Source organism: Sphingopyxis sp. 550B, assembly GCF_057401805.1.
Map to the genome: position 1 here is coordinate 3030571 of NZ_CM171610.1, position 23947 is coordinate 3054517.

The following is a 23947-nucleotide window of genomic DNA, read 5'->3' on the forward strand; positions in this document are numbered from 1 at the left end:
CATACGCTACATTGCAATCATATTCAATCACGCGAACAGCAAAATCGGTCCCGGAAAGCATGTCTGAAAGCATAAGCTATATCGTCGTCGACATCGGCAAGACGCTGAGCAAGGTCACCGCCTGGACCAGGGATGGTACGCTTGTCGACCGGCAGGTCCGACCCAATGAGCGGGCGCAGCTGGAGGGTGTGCGGCGCCTCGACATCGGCGGAATCGGCGGATGGCTACGCGAAGCGCTCGCACGCTACCGCGGCGCGCCGGTCGAGGCCATCATACCCGTCGCGCATGGCGCGGGCGTCGTCGCGATGGATCCTGCCGGCAAGGGCGCGCTTTTTCCCCCGCTCGACTATGAACAGGCGATCCCGTCCGACATTCTGACCGCCTATCGAAGCGAGCGCGATCGATTCACCGTCACGGGGTCACCTCCGCTTCCCGACGGTCTCAATATGGGCTCGCAGCTCTACTGGATGGAGCGGCTGCACCCGGCCGCGATGGCAAAGGCCATATTGCTCCCCTGGGCGCAATATTGGGCGTGGTTTCTCTCGGGCGCGCTCGCGAGCGAGGTGACCAGCCTCGGCTGCCATAGTGACCTCTGGTCGCCCGCCGAAGGGCGGTTCGCACCGATGGCGGACCGACTCGGCTGGAGCACGCGCTTCGCGCCGCTGGCGCGCGCTTCGGACCCGATCGGCACGCTCCGCCCGGAACTCGCCGCGGCGACCGGGCTTCCTGCCAGCGCCGTCGTCCTCGCCGGCCTCCACGATTCGAACGCCGCACTGCTCGCGGCGCGCGGCTTTCGCGACATTGCCCGCAACGAGGCGACTATCCTCTCGACAGGCACATGGTTCGTCGCGATGCGGCTCGCCGCAGAGGCCGTGTCGATCGCGGCCTTGCCGGAGGCACGCGACACGCTCGTCAATATCGACGCCTATGGCGCGCCGGTTCCCTCGGCCCGCTTCATGGGCGGGCGCGAGATCGAGATGGTGATCGAACTCGATACGCGCCGCGTCGACATCCGGCCCGATCAGCCGCTGCTGCTCGCCTCGGTGCCGGCGCTGCTCGAGCGCGGCACCATGGTTCTTCCGACATTCGCGCCGGGGTTCGGCCCTTTCCCCGACCGCGAGGCCCGCTGGGTCGATCCGCCGCCGCAATGGGCCGGAACCTGGTATGCCCGCCGCGCGGCGATCTGCCTTTATGCTGCTCTCGTCGCCGATACCGCGCTCGATCTGATCGGCTCGAAGGAACGGCTGCTCATCGAAGGCCGATTCGCCGAAGCGGAAGTCTTCGTGCGCGCCCTCGCCGCGTTGCGCCCGGGCACCGACGTTTTTGTCGCCAACGCCCATAATGACGTATCGTTCGGCGCGCTGCGGCTGCTCGACCCCGCTCTCGAAGCCAGTGGTTCGCTGCGCCGCGTCGAGCCGCTCGACGGCGACCTCGCCGCTTATCGCGCCAAATGGCAGTCCGAGCTCGCCGCGGTGACGGCATGATCGTCGCTTCGGTTGCAGATTATCGCGAAGCGGCACGGCGCCGCCTGCCGCGCTTTCTCTTCGAATATATCGACGGCGGCTCCTATGCCGAGGCGACGCTTGCGCGCAACGTCGACGACCTCGCCGCCCTCGCGCTTCGCCAGCGAGTGCTGCGCGATGTTTCCGATATCGACCTCTCGACCGAGATTTTCGGGCAGAAGATGGCGCTGCCGCTCGCGCTCGCGCCCATCGGTCTCGCTGGGCTCAACGCGCGGCGCGGCGAATGCCAGGCCGTCCGCGCCGCCGAGGCGGCCGGGGTGCCCTTCACCCTTTCGACGGTCGGCGCCTGCTCGCTGGGCGAGGTCGCCGCGGCTGCCAGCAAGCCCTTCTGGTTCCAGCTCTATATGATTCGCGACCGCGCGTTCATGAAGGATTTGCTGGCCCAGGCCGCGGAGGCGGGCTGCAACACGCTCGTTTTCACGGTCGACATGCCGGTGCCCGGGAGCCGCTACAGGGATTATCACACCGGCCTTGCCGGCACGAGCGGCATCAAGGGCGCGACCTGGCGCGTCCTGCAGGCGATGCGCCGTCCCGCCTGGTGCTGGGATGTCGGCGTGCGCGGCCGCCCGCATACCCTCGGCAATGTCGCCCCTGTTCTGAAGGGCCGGACCGGCATCGAGGATTTCTTCGCCTGGATGCGCGGCAACTTCGATCCCTCGATCGACTGGCGCGACCTCGACTTCATACGCGCCGAATGGAACGGGCCGCTCGTCATCAAGGGCATTCTCGATCGCGAGGATGCCGTCGAGGCGGCGGAACTGGGCGCCGACGGCATTGTCGTCTCGAACCATGGCGGGCGCCAGCTCGACGGTGTCCTCTCGTCCGCCAGGGCACTGCCGCCGATCGCCGAGGCGGTCGGCGACCGGCTGACGATTCTTGCCGATGGCGGTATCCGGTCGGGCCTCGATGTGGTGCGCATGCTCGCGCTCGGGGCGAAGGGCGTTCTCATCGGCCGCGCCTGGGCCTGGGCGCTCGCGGCCGAGGGTGAAGCCGGGGTCGGCAAGATGCTGCGGCTCATCGAGGCCGAAATGCGGGTGGCCATGGCGCTCACGGGAAGCCGGAGCATCGCCGAACTCGGCCCCGACAAGCTGGCCTGACGAACGTTTCCGCTTGTCGGTCCTGACGAGAAGACCGAGGCGCTTGTCAAACGCGGCCGAGTTAGCGAAATATGAGCGTATTGGAGCGAATATGATAAGGGCCTTCCTGTCGAGGCCCGCCGCGCGGAAGAGAGGGAAGGAATTGCGTCCGATGCACCTTGAGGAGCGCGAGAAGCTGATTCTGGCAGCGCTGGACGGCACCGGCTTCGTGACTTACCGCGAACTCGAGACACGCCTCGACGCATCGCCCGCGACGATCCGGCGCGATCTCGCGCGGCTCGAGGAGGCGGGCCGGATCCAGCGCGTTCACGGCGGCGCGAAACGCCCGGGCGATGGCGACAGCAAGTCGGATCATCTCGCGGGCGTTCCCTTCGACAAGTCGATCACCCAGAATCTGGCTGCCAAGCAGGCGATAGGGAAAGCCGCCGCGTCGCTCTGCGATCCCGGTGAGGGGATCATGGTCGATGGCGGCACCACGACGCTCCAGATGTGCCCGCATCTCGCCGGTCTCGGCCTTCAGGTCCTCACCAACTCGCTCCACATCGTGAACGCGCTGCTTCCGCAGGCCGACACCCGCGTCCTGCTGCCGTCGGGTACCGTGTTTCGCGAACAGAATATCGTGCTCGCCCCGGCAGGCGAGGATTCGATGCCGCGCTTCCATGCACCCAAGCTGTTCATGGGCGCCTTCGCGGTCGGGCCGCAGGGGGTGATGCAGCAGGACGTCATCCTCGTCGCGGCCGAGCGGCGCCTCATCGACCGCGCCGAGCAGGTCATTCTGCTCGTCGACAGCAGCAAGTTCAGCGCGTCGTCGGGCGCGATCGTCTGCGGACTCGACGAAATCGACGTCATCGTAACCGATGACGGCATTCCGGGCAGTCTTCGCGCGACGTTCGCCGATGCCGGCATCAGGCTGATCGTCGCCCCCACGGCCTGACCGGCCTCCTCCAACCCGGAAGGCGCCGGACCCGGACAAGCATAGAAAAACGGCCCCGGCAGCGATGCCGGGGCCGATCAGTTTCGGGAGCGCCCTCCCGGGAGGAGCGGCCCGCCGCCGGGCGAGCCGCGATACGCCTCAGAATTTCTTCTTCACCCCGAGCAGCACCATGCGGCCGAGCGTCGAACCATTGGTGTAGCCCGAGAAGGAACCGATCGTCGGATTGCCGCCGAAGAAGGGCGGATCCTGGTTGAACAGATTTTCGACGTTGAGGGTGAAGGTCAGGTCCTTGAGAAGCCCTTCGCCTTGCGTTCCATATTCGAAGAACAGATCGACGGTGTTGAACGACTTGACCTTGCTCTGCGTCCCGAACAGCGCCGTGTTGATCACCGGGTCGAGATCATAGCCCGCGGTATGTTTCCACGTCGCCGAGGCCTTGAAGCCGCCGGACGCCATCCCGAGCGTGGTGGCGACAAGGAAATCGCTGTCGCCGGGCGACTTCAGCACGTCGGTGAAGGCCGCGCCGGCAATCGCCGCCGTGTCGCGCTTGAAGGTGTGCGTCCCCGCCACGCGGCCGAACACCGAGCCGAAGCCGGTATCCGCCTTGTAGGAGAGGTTGAAGTCGAGCCCGTCCTGTTTGACCTCGGCGAGGTTGTTGCGGCGGAAGTCGAGCAGCGAATAGACGCCGCCGAAGCCCGGCGAATAGAGCACATCGAGGCTGGTCCCGAGATAGGGCTGCGCCGCGCCAATCGCCGCCTCGACCACCTCCCGGCTCGGCGCGAGGGTCGAGAAATTGGCCCCCAGCGGCGTGTAGAAGAGCGCCGGGTTCGCAAAGGATATCTGGTCGGTCAGATGGATGTTGTAATAGGTCGCGCTGAGGCGCAGCCCTTCCGCAAATGGGAAGTCGATATCGGCGCCAATCGACCAGGTTTTGGCTTTCTGCGGTCCGAGATTCGGATTGCCGCCTACGAGGGCGACCAGCTGCTGGGCAGCCGACGCGGGCGGAACCCCCGGCGCAAGCGCAAGGAAGGCCGGAAGCGAGAAGGACCGAGTGTCGGGCGCATTGGTATCGGCAAGGCTTGGCGCGTTGAACGACTTGCCCCAGTTGCCCCGGATGGTCAGCCAGTCGGTCGGGACGAAGGTCAGGCCGAACTTCGGATTGAAAGTACCGCCAAAGTCCGAATAATGGTCGTAGCGTGCCGACGCCGAGAAGGTCAGCGACTGCATGCCGCCGAAACCATTGTCCGCGCCGAAGATCGGCACGACCAGCTCGCCGAACAGCGACTTGATGTTGCGGCTGCCCTCGACCGGGGTCGCATTTTGCTCGGTCCCCGGAACGAACTCGCCGAACACCACGTCGCGCAGGCTCTCGCGGTAGAATTCCGCGCCGACCGCGACATTCACTCCGCCGCCCGGCAACTGGAAAAGCTCGCCGTCGAGGATGAGGCGGCCATTGACGAGGCGCTGCGTTCCGGTCCCGATGAAGTTGCGGAAGATCGTCGCAAGCGCCGTCGCCGGCGTCGCCGAGGGATCATAGGGGTTGAGCGTTCCCGCCGCGATCGCCGCCGCCTGCCCCGTGGCATTGGGCTGCTGCTGGAAAATGTCGGTCGAGCTTTCCCCGAAGCTGCCGAGCGCGCGCAGCTGCCAGCCGCCCCCGAGTTCGGCGGTGAGGCTCGGAGTGATCTGGAACTCGTCGAGATTATTGGTTTGTCTGGTGTTGATCACGCCGCCATAGTTGAAGGCGACGCGCTGAACCCCGGTGTCGCCCGCGACCGGAACATAGCCCGCGAAGGCGACACCGCCCGCTGCGGCACAGGTAGCCGCGGGGGTCGTCGGCGCGCAGATGACCTGGCTGACGCCGCCGCCGCCCGAATTATTGTCGTTCGGATCGGCGCGTCCCGTCGTCTCGCGGCGCGTGTAAAAGGCCTTGAGCTCGAAGGTTACGGAATCGCTCAGATCCTGCATGAAGCTGCCGAAGATCGAATGCCGCGTCTCGCGCGGATAGAGCGTGGCGTTATCGGTGATGTCGCAATTGGTGATCGTCCCGGCGGTGCGGTTCGGCAGCGCAAAGGGCGTGTTGCCGACGAACACCGTACCCGCGTCGCACTGACCGCCGTTGGCGGTGACCTGCTGGTAGAAGTCACGGTCGCGGCCGAAAAGCTCGTCATGATGCAGGAAGGAATAGGAAATATAGCCCGAGCCCGAGCCCCAGTCGCTTCCTGCGGTCGCATTGGCCTCGACCACCGAATAATTGTCGGCAAAACCGTAACGCCCCATCAACTCGACGCCGTCGAAGCGCTTGCGTGTGATGAAATTGATGACGCCGCCGACCGCGTCCGAACCGTAGATCGACGAACCACCATCGGGCACAATGTCGACCCGCTCGATGACGCCCGGCGGAATGACGTCGGGATCGGGCGATGTCGAGAGCACACCCGCATTGACCATGCGGTGGCCGTCGACCAGCACAAGCGTGGTCGTTGCGCCCGAAGCGCCGAAATTGCGAATATTGGGCGTCAGGTTCGTTACGCCGCTGGCCCCAGCAGGCAGCGTGCGAACGCGGTTGAAATTGGTCGTGACCTGCGGAACCTCGGCGAGGATCTCGTTCGCCGTCGTCGCACCGCTCGAGACGATATCGTCGCGCGTAACGCCGACGACATTGGTTCCGGTCGGCGCGATGCCGCGGATCAGCGTGCCGGTAACGATGATGGCCTCGTCCTGCGAGGCATCTTCGCCGGGCGCGGCGTCCTGCGCTGCCGCGCCGGTTGAAATGGCGAGCGCGCCAAGCGCCGCGCCTGCAAACAGGTGCTTGATAATGTGTCGGGTCATTTTCGTCCTTTCCCCAAACCGCCCTGGCGGCAATTTTCCGGGCCCGATCTGCCGCGCCCTCCCTCAAGGCCGCGCGGCGTCGAACCCTGCCCGCGCATATTCGATAAGAAGTGCTCCCGAGTCAATTGCCAAATGATCATTATCGCGCTATTTCGGTCGCGTGGCTGGAAGGCGCAAAGCGAAACCGGCTTATTTCCGCCAAAAAGGCGGAGCTTGAAAATGATTGGTTCTGATTGACTAGCGGCGGAGGCTTACGCTACATTTTATTTCTGCGGTCGCTCACAAGCGCCGAAATTAGCCACTAGATGCGATCATGCATGACTGTTAGTTGTCGAGCGGACGATCCGGCACCGGTTCCGTACCGACCATGTGTTTCGCTCCGCCAAAAAGATACGAGAAGGGGAAGGATAGAAATGACCGAGGCAGCAGCGGCCGGAACTCCGGAGCAGACGGACGACTGGAAGGGCACGATTCTCGCCGGCCTGGCCAATTATATCGACGCGGGATCGATCGTCTCGGGCGCCGCGGCGCTCGCCCTCTGGCAGAGCCTCTATGGCCTGCCGGATAACCTCCTCGGCCTCATTGCCGCTTTTGGCCCAAATGCTATCGGTGCCGGCGTCGGCGCGATGATCGGCGGCTGGCTCTGCGACAAACTCGGGCGCAAGAAGATCTACCAGTGGGACATGCTCGTCTACGCCTTCGGAATGACGATATTGGTGTTCGCGGTCGCGCCGTGGATGATTGTCCTCGGCTTCCTCATCGTTGGCCTCGCGGTCGGTGCCGACATCCCGGCAAGCTGGTCGCTGATCGCGGAGGAAGCGCCAGACGAGAGGCGTGCCAAACACTCCGGCGTAGCGCAGATCCTCTGGAATCTGGGGCCCGTCGTCGTTCTGTTGATGAGTCTTGCCCTGACCGGCCTCGGCGAGCTCGGCGCGCGCCTAGTCTTTGCCCACCTCGTCATTATCGCCCTCGGCCTGACGCTGCTTCGCCGCAAAATGCGCGAATCGAAACGCTGGGAGGAAACGCAGAAATCGGACGCCGCACCCTTGCCGATTTCGACGCTGTTCAAGGGTCCCTATCTGACGTCGATCCTTGGCCTCGTCGGCATATACGGCTTCTGGAACCTCTGGGCCGGTACGAATGGCCTGTTCTTCCCCTATTTGATGGAAACGCTGGGCGTTGCGACACGCGCCGAGAGTATCGCTCTCCAGTGCCTGAACTTCACCCTGACGATGGCCGCCAATTTCTTTGTTTTCATGAAGCTCGCCGACAAGTTCGATCACCGCAAGCTCTTCCTGATCTCGGCGATCCTCCACGTTATCGGCATGGCGCTCTTTGCCGTCTTCCCGCTGAGCGTGCCTATCGTGTTGCTTCATATCCTGATCATCGGCACGGCGGGCGGCTTCGGTGCACAGGCCTTCTTCCAGCTCTGGAGTGCCGAGATGTTTCCGACCGCGCTCCGCAGCACCGCGCAAGGCGTGTGCTTCGCGATCGTCCGGATCGGACTTGGCTTTTTCAGCTTTTTCGTACCGCTTCTAGCCAGCGCCAACTTTACGGCCCTCGCCTGGATCCTCACCGCATTCCTCGCCGTCAGCATGATCGTCGGCTGGCTCTGGGCGCCGAGCAACGCAGGCAAGACGCTCGAAGCGCTCGAACGCGAACAACGGCAGGCAGCGTGAGGCCGACTTGCTCCGGCAAAATATGATCCGGTAAAGGGAGAAAATGATCATGACCGATTATGAGAGCGCCTACGCCGGGTTCGACCTCGAAACCGCGCAGGCCAGTCTCTCGCGGCCCATGAGAGAGGGTCTGAATGCGGCGGAGGAATGCTGCGATCGCTGGTGTGGAAACGACCGGGTAGCGCTCCATTGGGCGTCCGAAGACGGCCGGCGCGAAAGCTGGACCTTCGAGCAGCTTCGCGATCGATCGTCGCGGATCGCCAATCTGCTCGCCGGGCTCGGCATCGGCGCGCGCGACCGCGTCGCCGGTCTGCTGCCGCGCACGCCCGATTTGCTCGCGGTCATTCTTGCTGTCTGGCGCCTTGGCGGTGTCTATCAGCCGCTGTTCACGGCATTCGGGCCAAAGGCGATCGAGCATCGCCTCGCGACGGCAGGCACGCGGGCGATCTTCACCGATGCCGGCAATCGCGAGAAGCTCGACGGTATCACGCACGAGGCGGCGGTCATCTGTGTCTCGGGCGCACGGCCCGGGGACATCGATCTCAACGCGCAGATCGGCGCGCAATCCGACCATTTCGAGCCCGTGCGGCGCTCCGGCAACGATCCTTTCCTGATCATGTTCACATCGGGCACGACGGGCGCGCCGAAATCGCTTTTCGTGCCGTTGAAGGCGATCGCGGCTTTCGCCGGCTATTTGCGCGATGCGGTGGGGCTCACGGCCGGCGATCGTTTCTGGAATGTAGCGGATCCCGGGTGGGCCTACGGCCTCTATTATGCCGTCACCGGCCCCCTCGCGCTCGGCCATGCGACGCTCTTCTACAGCGGCCCTTTCACCGCGGCGAGCACCGTCGAGATCATCCGCGAATATGGCATCACCAATCTTGCCGGCTCGCCGACCGCCTTTCGCCTGTTGATGGCTGCGGGTCCCGATGCTGTGAGGCCGATCAAGGGCCAGATCCACCGGGTGAGCAGCGCCGGCGAGGCGCTCAACCCGGAAGTCGCGCGCTGGTTCGACGAGCATCTCGAAGCGCCGATTCGCGATCACTATGGCCAGACCGAACTCGGCATGGTCGTCTGCAACCATCACGCGCTCGATCACTCAATTCGTTCGGGTTCGGCCGGCTTTGCGGTCCCCGGTCACCGCGTGGTGGTCGTCAGTGAAGCGGGTGAAGAGCTCGGCGCGCATGAGCCGGGCGTCCTCGCCGTCGACCGGGAAAATTCGCCGCTTTTCTGGTTCGGCGGCTACGAACAGGGCAGCGGCGACGGTGAAGGCCGCTATTATCTGAGCGGCGATGTGGTCGAACTCAACGAGGACGGCAGCATCAGTTTCGTCGGCCGCGCCGACGACGTGATCACCTCATCGGGCTATCGCATCGGCCCCTTCGATGTCGAAAGCGCGCTCGTCGAGCATCCCGCGGTTGTCGAGGCGGCTGTCATCGGCAAACCCGACCCCGAGCGCACGGAGATCGTCAAGGCCTTCATCGTGCTGGCATCGGGGCAGGTAGCGTCCGATGCGCTTTCGAAAGAGTTGCAGCGGCATGTGCGTGCACGCCTTTCAGCGCACGCCTATCCACGCGAGATCGAGTTTGCCGAAGAGCTGCCCAAAACGCCGAGCGGCAAGATCCAGCGTTTCCTGCTGCGCGCCCGCGAGAAGGCGGCGTAACCGACAAAGGGTCGACGATTACTTGCCGTCGGCCGTCTCGGCCGGATTCTTCATGAAGCCATGGGCGGCAAGCCACGCTTCGAACGCCGCCGGCCAATGGTCGACAGGCTGGCCCTGGCTGCGCATACCGAAGCCGTGCTGCCCCTTCTCGTAGATGTGGAGCTCGGCAGGGCGTTTGGCCGACGTCCATTTCTGAAAGATCTCGATGCTGGCCGACGGCGGGATGGTTCCGTCGTCGGCTGCAGTCACGATGAAGGCCGGGGGCGCATCGGCGGGAACGGCCGCTCCAGAGGCGAGCATGCCATAAACGGGCACGATAAAGTCCGGGCGCGCTTCGGGCGGAGCTTCGGTTGCCACGCCGAGCGTTGTCATCGCGCCAGCCGAGAAACCGATCATCCCGACGCGCGCGGGATCGATACCGAACCGCGATGCGTCGCGGCGAACCAGCCGTATCGCCTGGCGGGCATCGGCCATTGCCAGTTTCCGGTTGGGCTCGATCATCTTCAAGAGCTCGTCGACGCCCGTGGGTATGGGAGCGCCTGCAGGCCGAGGAGGCGTCCCGACACGATATTTGAGGATGAACGCCGTGATACCGCGATCGGCAAGCCAGCGCGCAACCTCCTCGCCCTCAAGATCCCACGCCAGCGCCATGAACGCGCCTCCGGGCGCCACGATCATCGCGGTTCCATTGGCCGTTCCATCGGCGGGCCGGACGATGGTTAAGGTCGGCTCGGTAACGTTCGTCTTGATCCTGATCTTCGATCCCGTCGGTGCGGCCGACTCTCCGGCCTGTTCGGAGCCGGTCCAATATGTGTCGGTGGGCGTTCGCTCCCAGATTCTGATTTCGCCAGAAGTCTGCAATTCCGGCTGCGCCTGCGCTTCGACCGCCCCCGACAAAGTTGCCGCGAGCCCGAGGATCGTAATTGTCCACCGCATCTTCATCTTCTTGCCCTCTCCCCGGATCGCGCGCGCGCCGTGCGCCGATTCTTCTTCGGTTCCGACATATCTTGATGGCCTATCATATAACTTACAAGCAATATTGACTGCTAGTGACGCGCCCATCTAGGATGACCCGTGAATGCAACCCGAAAAGGGGTGTGCGAAGGGAGCGATGCACGATGAGGCAGGTAAAGCATTTCCGGCGGGCTACGGGCCTCGCTATCATTCTGGCTATCGCCGCGACCGCGCCGCTGCCGGCGGCCGGACAGTCGAGCGACGACCTCCTCACCGAACTCGCCGATCCGCCCGCCTCGGCACGGCCCCGCGTCTGGTGGCACTGGATGAACGGCAATATCACCGAAGACGGGATCGAAAAGGACATTGCCTGGATGAAGCGCGTCGGGATCGGCGGGCTCCAGAATTTCGATGCGAGTCTCGCAACCCCGCAGGTTGTCGACCAGCGCCTCGTCTACATGACTCCCGAGTGGAAGAAGGCCTTTCGCCTCGCGGCCGAACGCGCCGATGCCGCCGGTCTCGAACTTGCCATCGCGGCCTCGCCCGGCTGGTCCGAGACGGGCGGTCCCTGGGTCAAGGCGGAAGATGCGATCAAGAAGCTGAGCTGGTCTGCCACAGTCGTCGACGGCGGGAAGCCATTCCGCGGCAAGCTGCCGTTGCCGCCGACCACGATCGGACCATTTCAGACGATCGTCGAGGGCGACGAACATGGGCTCTCGCAGAAACTCCAGGGCGTCGATGCCGTCTACCGCGATGTCGCCGTCTATGCGGTTCCTGCCGATACCGGGCCGGCGATCGCACCGCCCGCGGCGCGGCGCGGCGACGGCGTTGACGGCGATCTCTCGCTGCTTGTCGACGGCGATTTCTCTAAAACGATCGACCTTGGCGGCGGCACGCCGGGCAATCCGCCCTCGCTCATCCTGACCTACAAGACGCCGCAACAAATTCGCTCGGCCACGCTTTTCATGCGCGAAATCGCCTCGGTTGGCGCCATGCCGCGGTTCACGCCGCAGCTCGAAGCGAAATCCGGCGAGCAATGGCAAAAGGTCGCGACATTCGAACTGTCGAATGTGCCGACAACAACCGCTTTCGCGCCCGTGACCGCACGCGAGTTCCGGGTAGTATTCGCACCCTATAAGGGGCCGACGGGCCCGGGGCTCGGCGCCAACGCCCCCGGCGCGATCGTGCCCTCTTTCCTTGCGGGACCAAGCGGGCCGCCACCAGTCAAGGTTGCCGAATTGTCTCTGTCCGGGGCCCCGGTCATCGACCGGTTCGAAAGCAAGGCCGGCTATTCGCTCACCAATGACTATAACGCCCTGACCACGAGCGCGCCGCCCGGGGAGAAGGGCGCTCCGGCAGCCTCGATCCACAATCTCACGGACCGGCTGCGGCCCGACGGGACGCTCGACTGGACCGCGCCCGCGGGCAAATGGAAGATCGTTCGCCTCGGTTGGACGCTGACGGGCAAGACGAACCATCCGGCGCCCGCAGAGGCAACCGGCCTCGAGGTCGACAAGCTCGATAGCGCTGCGGTCGAGCGCTATCTCCGCCACTATCTCGACATGTACAGGGAAGCCGCCGGCAGCGAGCTCGTCGGCGCGCGCGGCGTGCGTGCGCTGCTCACCGATTCGAGCGAGGTCGGCACATTCAACTGGACACCGCGCATGGTCGAGCATTTCAAGCGCCTGCGAGGCTATGACCCCCTCCCCTGGCTACCGGCGCTGACGGGCACGATCATCGGCACACGCGCTGAGAGTGACCGCTTCCTGTACGACTATCGCCGGACACTCGGCGAGCTTCACGCGAGCGAGCATTATGCAACCGTAGCGCGCATTGCGCGCGAATATGGGCTCACGCTTTATGGCGAGGCGATCGAGGATCGGCGCGCGGTCATCGGCGACGACATGGCGATGCGCCGCTATGCCGACATTCCGATGGGAGCATTGTGGGTCTGGAACGACCAGAATGGTGTGCGTCCGACGCTGCTCGGCGATCTCAAGGGCGCAAGCTCGGTCGGTCATTTCTACGGCAAGAACATCATTGCCGCTGAATCGATGACCTCGGCGCTGGCGCCCTGGGCGATGGGACCTTCGGATCTTCGGCGCGTCATCGACCTCGAATTTGCGCACGGCATCAATCGGCCGGTCGTCCATACTTCGGTCCACCAGCCGCTCGACGACAAGAAGCCCGGGCTTTCGCTCATGATTTTCGGACAATTTTTCAACCGGCACGAAAGCTGGGCTGAAATGGCGAAGCCCTGGGTCGACTATATGGCGCGCAACAGCTACCTGCTCCAGCAGGGTCGCAATGTCGCCGACGTCGCCTATTTCTATGGCGAAGAAGGACCGATCACGGCGCTTACGGCTTATGGCCCGCTTCCCGATACCCCGGTTCGTCACGCCTATGATTTCGTGAATGCCGAAGGGCTCATCGACGGGCTGAAGAACGGCCCGGACGGGGCACTGCTTGCTCCGTCGGGAGCGACGTACCGCGCGCTCTATCTCGGTGGGCGGAGCGAGCGGATGACGCTCGCCGCGCTTCGCCGCATTGCCGAGCTTGCCGAGGGCGGCGCCACGATTATCGGGCGCGCGCCTACGTCGAGCCCGAGCCTTGCCGACGACAGCAAGGAATTTGACGCGCTGGTTCGCCGCCTGTGGGCCGGCGGCGACGAGACCGCCGTCGGCAATGGGCGCGTGATCAGGGGCTCCGATCTCGACGCAAGCCTCGTCCGGGCCGGGATAACGCCAGATGCGGACCTCGGCGCGGCGGCACGCGACACCATGTTCGTGCATCGAAAGCTGGCTGACGGCGACCTCTATTTCCTCGTGAACCGCTCGAAATCACCGATTAAGGTCGACGCCCGGTTCAGGGTGACAGGCAAGGCGCCCGAGTTTCTGAGCGCGATCGACGGCCGTTCGACTTCCGCCTCCTATCGTATCGACGGCGACACCACGGTCGTGCCTGTCGCGCTCGGCGCAGAGGAGAGTCTTCATATTCTCTTCCGCAAGGCTGCCGCCGGTACGTCGCGGACGGTGCCTGAACCAAGGCTTGCCGCTCCCGTCACCCTGAACGCGAACTGGAAGGTGACATTCCAGTCCGGACGAGGGGCTCCAGCATCGACCATGATGCCCTCGCTAGCTTCGCTTTCCGAAAATGCCGATCCGGCTATCCGATATTTCTCGGGCGAAGCCCGTTATTCGACCAGTTTCGAAGCACCGAAGTCCTACCGAAAAGGCAGCCCGCTCTGGCTCGATCTCGGTGCCGTGGGCGACATCGCCGAGGTAACCGTCAACGGTAAGTCTGTAGGGTCGCGCTGGCAGACGCCATTCCGGCTGGACATCGGCCCCGCGATGCGCACGGGCGAGAATAGCCTCGAGGTCAGGGTTGCAAATCTCTGGGTGAACCGCCTCATCGGTGACGCACAACCCGGCGCGGAAAAGATCAGCTTCGTGACGATCCCGACCTTCCGCTCCGACGCGCCGCTTCGTCCATCGGGTCTGATCGGGCCGGTCACGCTTCAGGCCGGGCGATAAGGCCTCGCGCACCAGTCCGGCCCGCCGGGCCGGTGCGGGGAACATCTTACCAGCACTGACCGTAAGTTTTTTCGCTCGCGTACGACTTTTCTTGAATATTGGGCTTTGATCGTTCAACTGTTCGCACATCAATCCTGCCCCCTGCGGGCATTTGAGGGCAAGTTATGGCGAGCAAAGCGGTTCTGGTGAAAGAAGAGCCTATTTCGACGAAACCGCAGCGCAAGACGCAGGCGGAACGAAGCGCAGCGACCCGAAAGGTGTTGCTCGATGCAGCGATCAAATGCCTTTTCGAACATGGGTACGGGACGACGACCACCATCCTCGTCGCCGAAATCGCCGGCGTGAGCCGCGGCGCCATGCTGCACCAATTTCCTTCCAAGGCCGATCTTATGACCTTTGTCGTCGAGGCGGTGTTCGAGGACGAGGTGAAGCAATATGCGAAGCTATTGAAAAACGCCAAGGATCCGCGCGAGCGCTTGCTCGCCTATCCGCTTGCGACCTGGAAGCTGCAAAGCCGGCCTGCCGGGGTCGCGGTACTTGAAATCCTGCAAGGCTCGCGGAGCGATCCGGTGCTGGCGAAGAAGCTCAAGCCGGTCCAAGCGAAGATCGAGAAGTCGGCCATTTCGTCGCTCGAACGCGAGTTCCCCAGCGGAGTCTCGATACCTCTGCTCCAGCTCGTTGTCGGCGTCGCTCGCGGCCTCGCCATTTCGCAGGTCATCGCGCCCACGGCTCGCAGCGGGCGAGCGCCGATCGAGCTATTCCAGCACATGCTCGAATCGGCAATCGGCGATGGTTTGCTTCGCGCGGAGCAGCCAGCCAGAAAGAGGTGAGCGCGCAATCGGCGCGAGCAAATAACAAGCAATCTTGACTGTAAATAGCTGCTCCTGCAATATCGGCCGAGCCGCGCGATGTGCTGCGGCCTTTGGAAGGATGAGGATATGAACGTCAAGATTGCAGCCGCAGCGCTGCTAGTCGCGGCTGCCCCCGCACAGGCCGCGGAACCCGCCAAGACCGATGCTGTCGCAGCCGCGCCCGCCGCCCCCGCGGCATCGCCCGCGCAACCCTTCTCGCGCGACACGACTTTGGAGGCCTTGATGGCCCACCCCGCCGCGAAAACCGCCACGCTCACGGTTTTTCCGGATCTCGACAAACATCCGGCCTGGGAAATGATCAAGGGCATGAGCGCAAAACAAATCGCCGATGCGACCGGCGCAATCCCCGAGGAAAAGCTCGTCGCACTCGACGCTGCGCTCAAGGACGTCAAATAAAGCCGAACGTCCCGGCGAAAGGATAGAACGCCCGGTTGCGATAGCATCCGGGCGTCTTCCGGTCAGCAGACCCGTCCGGGAAGTTCTCCCGACAATGCGAAGTCGCTTGCCGAGCGCCCGACCGCGAGCGGCATAGCCTTGGGACCGCGTCGCCACCGCTTTGCTCCATCGTCCCAGCGCGAGAAGCTTCGCGGATCGAGCTCGACGGCAACCCGGACGGTCGCACCGGCGGCAATTTCTGTTCGAGCGAAGCCGGCAAGGCGCCAGCTCTCGCGTCCCAGGCGGTCGGCCGCGCGGATATAGACTTGCTGGACGTCCGCACCGCTGCGACCGCCCGAATTAGTCACATCGACGAATATGCGCGGCGCCGCGCCATCGTCGACGATTTCGAGGTTCGAATAGTCGAACCGCGTGTAACTCAGCCCGAACCCGAAGGGAAAGAGCGGTTCCCTGTCCATGATTTCGTACCAGCGATAACCCGAATTGGCGCCCTCGACATAATCGACCGTAAACGGTGCGATGCGCGCGTTGCGCTCGCCTGCGGCCAGCGCGGCGTCGCGGGCGCGAAGCTGCTCAAGTCCGCCCGGCTGGGTGCGCGGCGCCTGATCGTCGGTGGCAGGAAAGCTGATCGGCAGCCTGCCCGATGGATTGACATCGCCAAATAGCAGTCGCGCGATTGCCTCGCCCCCGCGTTGCCCCGGATACCAGGCCTCGAGGACGGCTGGAACCGAAGCGAGCCAGGGCATCAGAACCGGACCACCGGTTTCAAGTACGACGATCGTGCGGGGATTCGCAGCTGCGACGGCCTCGATCAGCGCATCCTGGTCGTGAGGAAGGGCAAGGGTCAGCGCATCGATCGCCTCGGTCTGCCACTGGGTCGCGAAGACGATCGCCACTTCGCTTTCGCGCGCAAGGGCGCATGCGGCGGCAATGTCGCTGCCATCGGCAAAACGGACCTCGGCCCCCGACGCCCGGTCGCGGAGCGCGTTCAGCGGCGAGGAGCAGTGGTAGGTTTCGCGGCAGAACCATGAGGCATCGCCCGAATCGAGCGATCTTTCGTAAGTCACCCCGCCAACCGATCGAACCTGCGACGATCCGCCGCCCGAGGGCACGCCTATATCCGCGCGGCCGCCGATGACGGCGATCGAGGCGAGGTCGGCAGCGAGGGGGAGCATCGCATTCTCATTGCGAAGCAGGACCGCACCCGCTTCGGCGACCCGCTGGGCGACATCTCCGTTCGCAACGACATCGACCGGCTGCGGCGACGCAGGCGGCGGATTATCGAAAGCGCCAACCGCGATCATCGCCCCGACAATCCGCCGCGCCATATCGTCGAGACGCGCCACGGGTACCCGTCCCGCGTCGATCGCCTCGCGGAGCTTGTCCGTGAAGAAAATGGCACCGTTCAGGCGCTCGTCGAGTTCGAGGCCCGACTCCTGGTCGAGACCCGCAAGTGCGGCTTTCTCGGTCGAATGGACAGCGCCCCAGTCGGACATGACCCATCCCGGAAACTTCCAGTCCCCCTTGAGAATATCGTTGATCAGTACGGCGTTTTCGCCTCCCCAGTCGCCATTCACCTTGTTGTAGGAGGTCATAACCGAAGCGGGTTTGCCGATCTCGAGGGCGACCTCGAAGGCCAGCAGGTCGCTCTCGCGCAAATCAACCCAATCCATATGCGCATCGGCGATCATCCGCCCGGTTTCCTGCGAGTTCAGGGCGAGATGCTTCAGTGTTGCGGCAATATTGTTGCTTTGAACGCCCGCAACAGAAGCACCGCCGAGAACGCCGGTGAGCAACGGATCCTCGCCGATATATTCGAAGTTGCGGCCGGCCCATGGATCGCGCGTGAGGTTGATTCCTCCGACGAGCATGACGTTGAAGCCCTTCGCCTTCGCCTCGCTGCCGATCATCGCACCGCCGGCAAAGGCCAGATCGCGATCGAAGCTCGCTCCGGTGGCAAGCGAAGAGGGCAGCGCGGTTGCAGTGTCGCCGGGCCGTGCATCAAGGACGTTAGCGACGCCGAGGCTCGCATCGCTGATGCGCAGGTGCGGGATTCCCAGCCGTTCGATACCCTGCGTATGGCCCGAGGCCATCGTCATCCCGAACTCCTTCGCCCGCGGTGAGATGAGCGGAAAATAGCTGATGACAAGGGACAGCTTCTCGTCGAGCGTCATCCGGGAAACGAGCCCTTCGGCGCGTTCGGGCTCGCTGCGCGCGTCTCCGACGTGGTCGTTCCCCGCCCCCTTGCTGGCGACGCATTGCTGTTCGGAACTCATTGTCTCTCCACTTGTCGATTTTCACCGATGCACGCTAGGGCTATTCGAGCGCCTTAACAAGCATCTTTGACTGTTTGTTTTTAGATAGGTGCCGGATATTCGACGAGGCCGGCCCGGAGCCCGGAGCGCGGCGCCGAGTCTGGCTCAAGACGCTGTTTGAAACAGTCAGCCTTGCTTGCATGTAGCCACGCTGCTAGAAGCGACAGGAGAAAATGACGCGAGCCGATGCGCCGCGCAATTTCCACGCCCGGGAGCCGGACAGGCAAAGGGCCGACGACTGGAGAGACGATGTCACGGCTATTTCACTCTACGTTTGCACTTCTCGCGCTCGCGACCGCGCTTCCCATTGCCATTGCGCCCCAGGCTGCGGCACAGGCAGACACTGTGCGCGGCGAGACGCTTTTCAAGCAACGCTGCGCCATGTGCCACAGCGTCAAAGGCAAAGGCGGAAAGCTGGGTCCCGACCTGACGGCAGTTGTGGGCCGGAAGGCGGGTGCAGGCAGTTTCGCTTATTCACCGGCAATGAAGGCCTCGAAAATCGTCTGGAAGCCGGCGGCGCTCGACACCTATCTTGCCGCCCCCATGAAGATGATCCCCGGGAGCCGCATGGCGATCTCGGTCTCCAAGCCCGAGGAGCGGAAAGCGCTCATAGGCTATCTGGCCGCGGCCAAGTAAAGGCAGGCAAAGAGCGACACTTGCCTCCGCCCCTCGGCGGCGGCGGCGGCCTAGAGTATGCGCGTCCCGCTTTTCCGAACGATCGCACAACCATAAGGGTCGAGCGCGATCACACCCTCTGCTGCCTCGACTACCCGGGGCTCACTACCCGTGTTCTGATAGAAAAGGAGGGAGCCCGAAGGTCCGGTGCGCGAGCTTTGCTCCACGCCCTGCGGCAGCGGCGCGGGTACGATCCCCGTTTCGGCAAACAGCGGCTCGAAGAGGCTCGAGACGAGTTCGTGGGTGAGATAGGTTCCCACATAAATGACCGCACCCTTCCCCACTTGGCGCCGGGTAATCGCCGGCTCGCCAGCCAGAAATCGAGAGGTCCAGCGGCCGATGACCTCGGTCTCGTCCCCGATTTCGAGACTTTCATAGCCGTGGACTGCCTTGATTTCGGTTCCGCCTATATCGATGAAATGTTCGCGCCGGGCCGATTCTGCGGTGCGTCCGCTGCGCATATTCTCGACCTGAAACACCGGCCCCGACAGCACCGAGGCGGCGCCGGGCGCCGGCAGCCTGCCAAACTCCCCGACGTTGACGCCGCATAAGCCGGCAAGCGGTCCGGGCGGCGTCGAGGTCAGGATATGATTGTTGGCGTCGCGGGTGGCGGTCCGCGCCCCGACGACGACGATCCCCCCGGCCTCGGCAAAGCGTTCTAACTTCGCGGTCCACAGCTCGTTCCAGATCGCGAGATGCGGGACGAAGGCGATCCGCGCGCGGCTCAGATCATCGCCAGGCGCGGCGAAGCCGCAGGCCACGTTGCGCAGATAACAATAATGATGCAGCGGCACCGAAAGCTCGGTCAGACCCGGAAGGCCCAGCGAGAAGGTCGATTGGGCGAGTTCATTCTCCCAGTCCGCCGCAAGGATCGCCACGTCCATGTCGACGCTGCTGCCCATTATGTCACCGCGCACTGCCTTCAAACTTGCGATCGTCTCCTTGAGTTCGGCGAAGCGCCGGCGCGGGACGCGATCATGATCGAGCACGCCCATCCAATAGGCCTCCGCGCCATAGCGCGCGCTCGTCCAGCGGAACCACAATATGCCGTCGGCGCCGCGCGCCACCGCAGAGAAGGCAAAGCGCTTGATCTCACCGGGCTCGAGGTTCGGAATCGCGAAACCCGGATGTGCCCCTGCCCCCAATTGCAACTCGGGGACTATAAAATTGCCCGCCCAGCCGCGAAAATGGTCGAGCTGCATGGCCTGGGCGTAGCCGAGGCCAGCCTTCATGAACTCGTCGCGCAGCCCGGGATAGAGATCGGTTCCCAGAAAATCGAGGTCGGACCCGAAGCTGCGCAAATCGGTGTCGTTGAGACGGCCGATATTATGAAAGACAAACCATTGCGGATTGGCCGCGCGCAGCAGATCGACCTGATCGCGCTGGAAGATCTGGGTCGCATCGGCAAGAAAGCGCCGATAGTCGAGAAGATGCGAGGGATCGGCCGAGGCGGGGCGATTGTTGATCGGGGTTTCGACCTCGGCAAAGCTCGCATATTGCCGGTTCCAGAAGATGGTTCCCCAGGCCCTGTTGAGCGCATCGATATCGCCGTAACGCCCTTCGAGCCAGGTCCGGAAGCCCTGCTGTGCGGCCTCCGAATGCGTTTCGGAAAAATGGGTATTGAGTTCATTGTCGGTCTGCCAGCCAACGACATGCTTATTGTCCCGATAGTGGTCGGCCAGTGCCCGCGTTATCTTCCGGCCATATTCGCGGAACAGCGGGCTTGTCACATCGGCATGCTGCCGCGATCCATGCCGCAGCTGGCGACCTTCGGCATCGACGCGCAATATTTCGGGATGCCGCTGCGTGAGCCAGCGCGGCGGTGTCGCCGTTGGCGTACAGAAGATCGTATCGATCCCGTGGGCGCCAAGCACCTCGATCGCCTCGTCGAAAAGCGAAAAGTCGAACCGCCCTTCCTCGGGTTCGATCACGCTCCAGGCGAACTCGCCCATGCGGACGGTCTCGATGCCCGCCTCGACCATGAGCCGAGCGTCCTCGGCAAGATGCGCTCTCTCCTCCTGCTCGGGGAAATGGCATACACCGATCAGGAAGCGGTCGATAGGCAGCGGGCGCCAGGGGCTTGCGGCATCGGTCATTGTTTCTCACCTGTCGTCGATTGAGGGGCGCAGCCCGACGGAACAAGTCCGACGGTCCAGGAAAGCGCCTGTTCCATGAAACGGAGATTGTCGGGATCACGGTAGGTTTCGGGGCGATGACCGATGGCTGTGTAGAAGGACCGGCCGCGCCCGACACAGCGGGTCCAGGCAATAGGATGATCGCCCATTCGGAGATCGCGCAGCGCGCTCACCGGCGCGTAGCTCGCTTCGTCGAGCGTGAGCAGGACCGTCGTACCAGGTCCGCGCGGACTCTTGGCGAAGCTGTACCACTCCTCGAGCATTGTCCAGTCGGGGGACAGCCCGGCCGTGATCGGCGAGGCACTATCCTCGATCCGGATCCGGGCCGTCTGATGTTCGTCGACATGGCCGATGAAGCGGGCACCGATCAGCGTGTCGGCGTACCAGTCCCAGATATAGAGCGGATCGCCCCCCGACCCGTGCACGGCGGCGAAGCCCCCGCCTCCCTCGACGAAGGAACGGAGCGCGGCGCGCTGCCCGAGCGTCAGGACGTCGCCGCTGACATTGTTCCAGATCACGGCCTTGAACTGGTCGAGGTTGGCGGCGGTGATATCGCCGGGATCACTCGTAAAGATGAACGTCCAGCCGCGGCGCGCCGCGATGTCGCGAAACGAGGCCTCGGCCGCCTCGACCGAGGGCGCATCGCGAAAGCCGTTGCTGCGCTCGAAGACCAGCACCGCTGTGCCCCCTGCCGGGACGGGGCGCGGTTCCTCATTGTCCCCGCTGTACCTCGCACAGCGCTTCAGGCGTTGGTCGCGCGAAATCGGCAGGCCGGCAAGCAATCGATCGAGCTTTTCCAGCTCCCCCGCATCGAATGCGAAGGCCTTGGCGACCATGCGGAGCGATATGATCGTCGCGAAGCTCGGCGCCTCGTCTTTCGCGAGCGCCGGCGGCAGCTTTGCAAGGAGGCCGGCCTGTTCGACCGCCCTGCGCGCCGCCGGATCGATCAGCAGATCGAAGAGCGGTGCATCCGCCGAATAGCGCGCGCCGGCGAGCGGACAATCGGTCACCGGCTCGTTGGCGAGGGCTCCCGCGGGGACGAGTGTCGCGGCCAGCGCGAGGAAAGGTGACAAGAATTTCCCGAAGAAGCTCATGTCCGGCGCGCCCTCTCCCCCCGTTCGCGCCGATAGGCCAGGATACGTACGATCCGACGGTGCGTGTCGCCGGCGATAGGATAGAAGGCGATGGTGGCCACGCTCGCGGCAAACAGCAGAAAGGGACCAAGCCCGTAAAGGAGGACGATACCCTGGAGCGTTTCGGCCGATTGGGGTCGGTTCGGGACATAGCCGATCCAGCCCATGATGATGCCGATAAGGCCGGTTCCCACGCCGAGCGCCACTTTCTGCGAGAAGGCGATCAGTCCGAAGATGGCCCCCTCACCGCGGATGCCGGTTTTCCACTCGCCAAACTCAACTGTGTCGGGAAGCATCGACCAAAAGGTCAGGATGAAGGCCGAGTTGCCGATCCCGACGAGAATCAGCGGCGTCCAGAGCGCCGCGCCGCCGCGCGGCGCGACAAGGAGGATGAAGAGATAGGCAGCGAGATTGAACATGGCGCCCGTCACCCAGACAAAGCGTTTACTCGTCCACCGGGCGATGATCATCCACGGCAGCATTGCCAGCGCGGCAGCGCCAAGCGTTACAACGAGGCCCGAGGTAACTGCTGCTTCGGAGCCGACCCAATATTTGAGATAATAGATGAGTGCCTTGCCCGACATCGTATAGCCGGTAAGCCCCGCGACCGTCGCGACAAGAAGCGCGAGAAAGGCTCGATTGTGCCGGACAATCGCGATCATGTCGCCGAAACCGGGATGTTTTTCCTCTACGTCGGTCACCGCCTCGCGCGTTGTTGCAAAGGTGATGAGCAGGATGATCGTTGCGATAACCGAATATAGTACGCTTACCAGAAAGAACCCGGACTGCCCCCCGCCGAAGGCCTTGGCGAGCGGCAACGTCAGCGAAGCGAGGAGTAAGCCGCAGCTGATCGCAAAGAGCATGCGCGCCGCGGCGAGTTGACCGCGCGCGTCGCTATCCTGCGTCATCTGCGCCGACAGCGCGATATAGGGGATATTCACGAAGGTGAAGACGGTGCGGTAGACAAGGTGGGTCGCGAAACAATAAGCGACCAGCGCGCCGCCGCTGAGCCCCAGCGGCAGGAACATGGCGGCGACCGAAAGCCCGAGCGGGATGGATCCGAACAGGAGATAGGGCCGGTAACGCCCCCAGCGGCTTTTTGTCCGGTTCGCGATGAGGCCGATGACAGGATCGGTGATCCCTTCCCAGATCAGCGCGACCATGATGATGAGCCCCGCCGTCCCGGCGTTGATCTCGAGAACGTCGGTATAAAAGTAGAGAAGGAAGAGCGAAGCGAAGGTGAAGCTGAGGTTGAAGGCAAAATCGCCCGCACCATAAGCGATGATCCGGCCAAGGCCGAGGCGCTCTGCTACGGCGTGACGCCCATCGCGCGCTACCGCACCCCCGGCGATCGGCGACGGGATCGCCTCGGACAATTGGCTCACTTCATATCTCCCGCAAATTCGCCGGCGCCCACTTCATCGGCGGTGCGACACGACATTTCTCAATAAGTGGTGCGCCCGCCCGACGTGTCGAAGACCGCCCCGGTTGAAAAACTACATTCCTCCGACGCGAGGAAACAAACCATTGCGGTCGTTTCCTCGGTCTTGCCGAGCCGGCCCATCGGAATCTTCGAGCGCATGAAGTCGATTTGGCTCTGTGGCATCTGCGCGAGCAGCGGGCTGTCGAAAACCGCCGGGGTCACCGCATTGGCGAGGACGCCTGCGGTGGCGAGTTCCTTGCCGAGGGACTTTGTGAAAGCGAGCACGCCGGCCTTCGACGCCGAATATGCCGACGCATTGGGATTGCCTTCCTTGCCCGCGACCGAGGCGACATTGATGATACGGCCATAGCCGCGCTGCGCCATCGCGCCGGCGAGCGCGCGGCAGCAATAGAAGGTCCCCGAAAGATTGATGTCGACGACCTTGTGCCAGCCCTCGAGCGGGAATTCGGTAACCGGGGTCGTCGGCCCGGTAATCCCGGCCGAATTGACGAGGATATCGACCGAACCTGCTGCTGCCAGCGTTTCGGCAGCCGCCGCCTCGACCGCCGGCCAGGAAGAAATATCGACGAGGATCGCTGCCACGACGTCCAGTTCTTCGGCGGCGCGATCGAGCGCGTCGCGGTCGAAATCCCAGAGAACCACCCGTCCGCCTTCGCCCGCGATGCGCCGTGCGACATCGAGACCAAGACCCGACGCGCCGCCCGTGACGACCGCGGTCCGTCCTGCAAAGCGCTCAGCGAATATCGTCATCTCATCCATCCTGTT

16 protein-coding genes are annotated in these 23947 nt (G+C 63.9%); 9 read left to right on the plus strand and 7 right to left on the minus strand.

What is annotated here, in order from left to right; all coding sequences use genetic code 11:
* Window positions 1-59 precede the first annotated feature (59 nt).
* From AC2S9W_RS14225 to AC2S9W_RS14235, 3 genes are all read left to right on the plus strand, one after another.
* Window positions 60-1484, plus strand: coding sequence for an FGGY-family carbohydrate kinase (locus tag AC2S9W_RS14225; RefSeq protein WP_486571045.1), 1425 nt, complete (start codon window positions 60-62; stop codon window positions 1482-1484).
* On the plus strand, window positions 1481-2620 hold the full coding sequence (gene lldD, locus AC2S9W_RS14230) for an FMN-dependent L-lactate dehydrogenase LldD (RefSeq protein ID WP_486571046.1): 1140 nt from the start codon (window positions 1481-1483) through the stop codon (window positions 2618-2620). Before AC2S9W_RS14225 ends, lldD begins: the two co-directional genes overlap by 4 nt.
* Before the next feature lie 151 nt (window positions 2621-2771).
* Entirely contained in the window at window positions 2772-3554 is a 783-nt protein-coding gene (locus tag AC2S9W_RS14235; RefSeq protein WP_486571047.1) for a DeoR/GlpR family DNA-binding transcription regulator, read from the plus strand.
* A gap of 138 nt (window positions 3555-3692) precedes the next feature.
* On the opposite strand, the gene AC2S9W_RS14240 is transcribed toward AC2S9W_RS14235, so the two are convergent.
* Window positions 3693-6383: a TonB-dependent receptor plug domain-containing protein gene (locus AC2S9W_RS14240; protein WP_486571048.1), complete on the minus strand. Its 2691-nt coding sequence runs from the start codon at window positions 6381-6383 to the stop codon at window positions 3693-3695.
* Between the two features lie 413 nt (window positions 6384-6796).
* Here AC2S9W_RS14240 and AC2S9W_RS14245 point away from each other — a divergent pair, with 413 nt between their 5' ends.
* Window positions 6797-8062, plus strand: a complete 1266-nt coding sequence (locus AC2S9W_RS14245; RefSeq protein WP_486571049.1) for an MFS transporter — start codon at window positions 6797-6799, stop codon at window positions 8060-8062.
* A gap of 49 nt (window positions 8063-8111) precedes the next feature.
* Entirely contained in the window at window positions 8112-9725 is a 1614-nt protein-coding gene (locus AC2S9W_RS14250) for an AMP-binding protein (protein ID WP_486571050.1), read from the plus strand.
* An 18-nt stretch (window positions 9726-9743) separates the two neighbouring features.
* Here AC2S9W_RS14250 and AC2S9W_RS14255 read toward each other — a convergent pair whose 3' ends face one another.
* Complete coding sequence (locus AC2S9W_RS14255; protein ID WP_486571051.1) at window positions 9744-10667, minus strand: alpha/beta hydrolase; 924 nt, start codon at window positions 10665-10667, stop codon at window positions 9744-9746.
* Window positions 10668-10843: 176 nt separating this feature from the next.
* Between AC2S9W_RS14255 and AC2S9W_RS14260 the strand changes: the two genes are divergently transcribed.
* The 3 genes from AC2S9W_RS14260 to AC2S9W_RS14270 all read left to right on the plus strand — a co-directional run bounded on the left by AC2S9W_RS14260 (window position 10844) and on the right by AC2S9W_RS14270 (window position 15480).
* Window positions 10844-14212 (plus strand): glycosyl hydrolase, encoded by a 3369-nt coding sequence (locus tag AC2S9W_RS14260; protein ID WP_486571052.1) that lies wholly within the window; start codon window positions 10844-10846, stop codon window positions 14210-14212.
* 164 nt (window positions 14213-14376) lie between these two features.
* A complete protein-coding gene (locus AC2S9W_RS14265) occupies window positions 14377-15042 on the plus strand; it encodes a TetR/AcrR family transcriptional regulator (RefSeq protein WP_486571053.1) in 666 nt (221 codons plus the stop codon).
* A gap of 108 nt (window positions 15043-15150) precedes the next feature.
* Window positions 15151-15480 carry a hypothetical protein gene (locus tag AC2S9W_RS14270; RefSeq protein ID WP_486571054.1) on the plus strand — a complete coding sequence of 110 codons (330 nt, stop codon included), beginning with the start codon at window positions 15151-15153 and terminating at the stop codon, window positions 15478-15480.
* Window positions 15481-15542: 62 nt separating this feature from the next.
* Here AC2S9W_RS14270 and AC2S9W_RS14275 read toward each other — a convergent pair whose 3' ends face one another.
* On the minus strand, window positions 15543-17756 hold the full coding sequence (locus AC2S9W_RS14275) for a beta-glucosidase family protein (protein WP_486571055.1): 2214 nt from the start codon (window positions 17754-17756) through the stop codon (window positions 15543-15545).
* A gap of 288 nt (window positions 17757-18044) precedes the next feature.
* Between AC2S9W_RS14275 and AC2S9W_RS14280 the strand changes: the two genes are divergently transcribed.
* Window positions 18045-18431: a c-type cytochrome gene (locus AC2S9W_RS14280; RefSeq protein ID WP_486571056.1), complete on the plus strand. Its 387-nt coding sequence runs from the start codon at window positions 18045-18047 to the stop codon at window positions 18429-18431.
* Window positions 18432-18481: 50 nt separating this feature from the next.
* On the opposite strand, the gene AC2S9W_RS14285 is transcribed toward AC2S9W_RS14280, so the two are convergent.
* The 4 genes from AC2S9W_RS14285 to AC2S9W_RS14300 form a co-directional block, all read right to left on the minus strand.
* Entirely contained in the window at window positions 18482-20566 is a 2085-nt protein-coding gene (locus tag AC2S9W_RS14285; RefSeq protein WP_486571057.1) for a beta-galactosidase, read from the minus strand.
* Window positions 20563-21699 carry a ThuA domain-containing protein gene (locus AC2S9W_RS14290; protein ID WP_486571058.1) on the minus strand — a complete coding sequence of 379 codons (1137 nt, stop codon included), beginning with the start codon at window positions 21697-21699 and terminating at the stop codon, window positions 20563-20565. Before AC2S9W_RS14290 ends, AC2S9W_RS14285 begins: the two co-directional genes overlap by 4 nt.
* Window positions 21696-23114 (minus strand): MFS transporter, encoded by a 1419-nt coding sequence (locus AC2S9W_RS14295; RefSeq protein WP_486571059.1) that lies wholly within the window; start codon window positions 23112-23114, stop codon window positions 21696-21698. The genes AC2S9W_RS14290 and AC2S9W_RS14295 overlap by 4 nt, the downstream gene beginning before the upstream one ends.
* Before the next feature lie 68 nt (window positions 23115-23182).
* Entirely contained in the window at window positions 23183-23932 is a 750-nt protein-coding gene (locus AC2S9W_RS14300) for an SDR family NAD(P)-dependent oxidoreductase (RefSeq protein WP_486571060.1), read from the minus strand.
* Window positions 23933-23947: the final 15 nt, after the last annotated feature.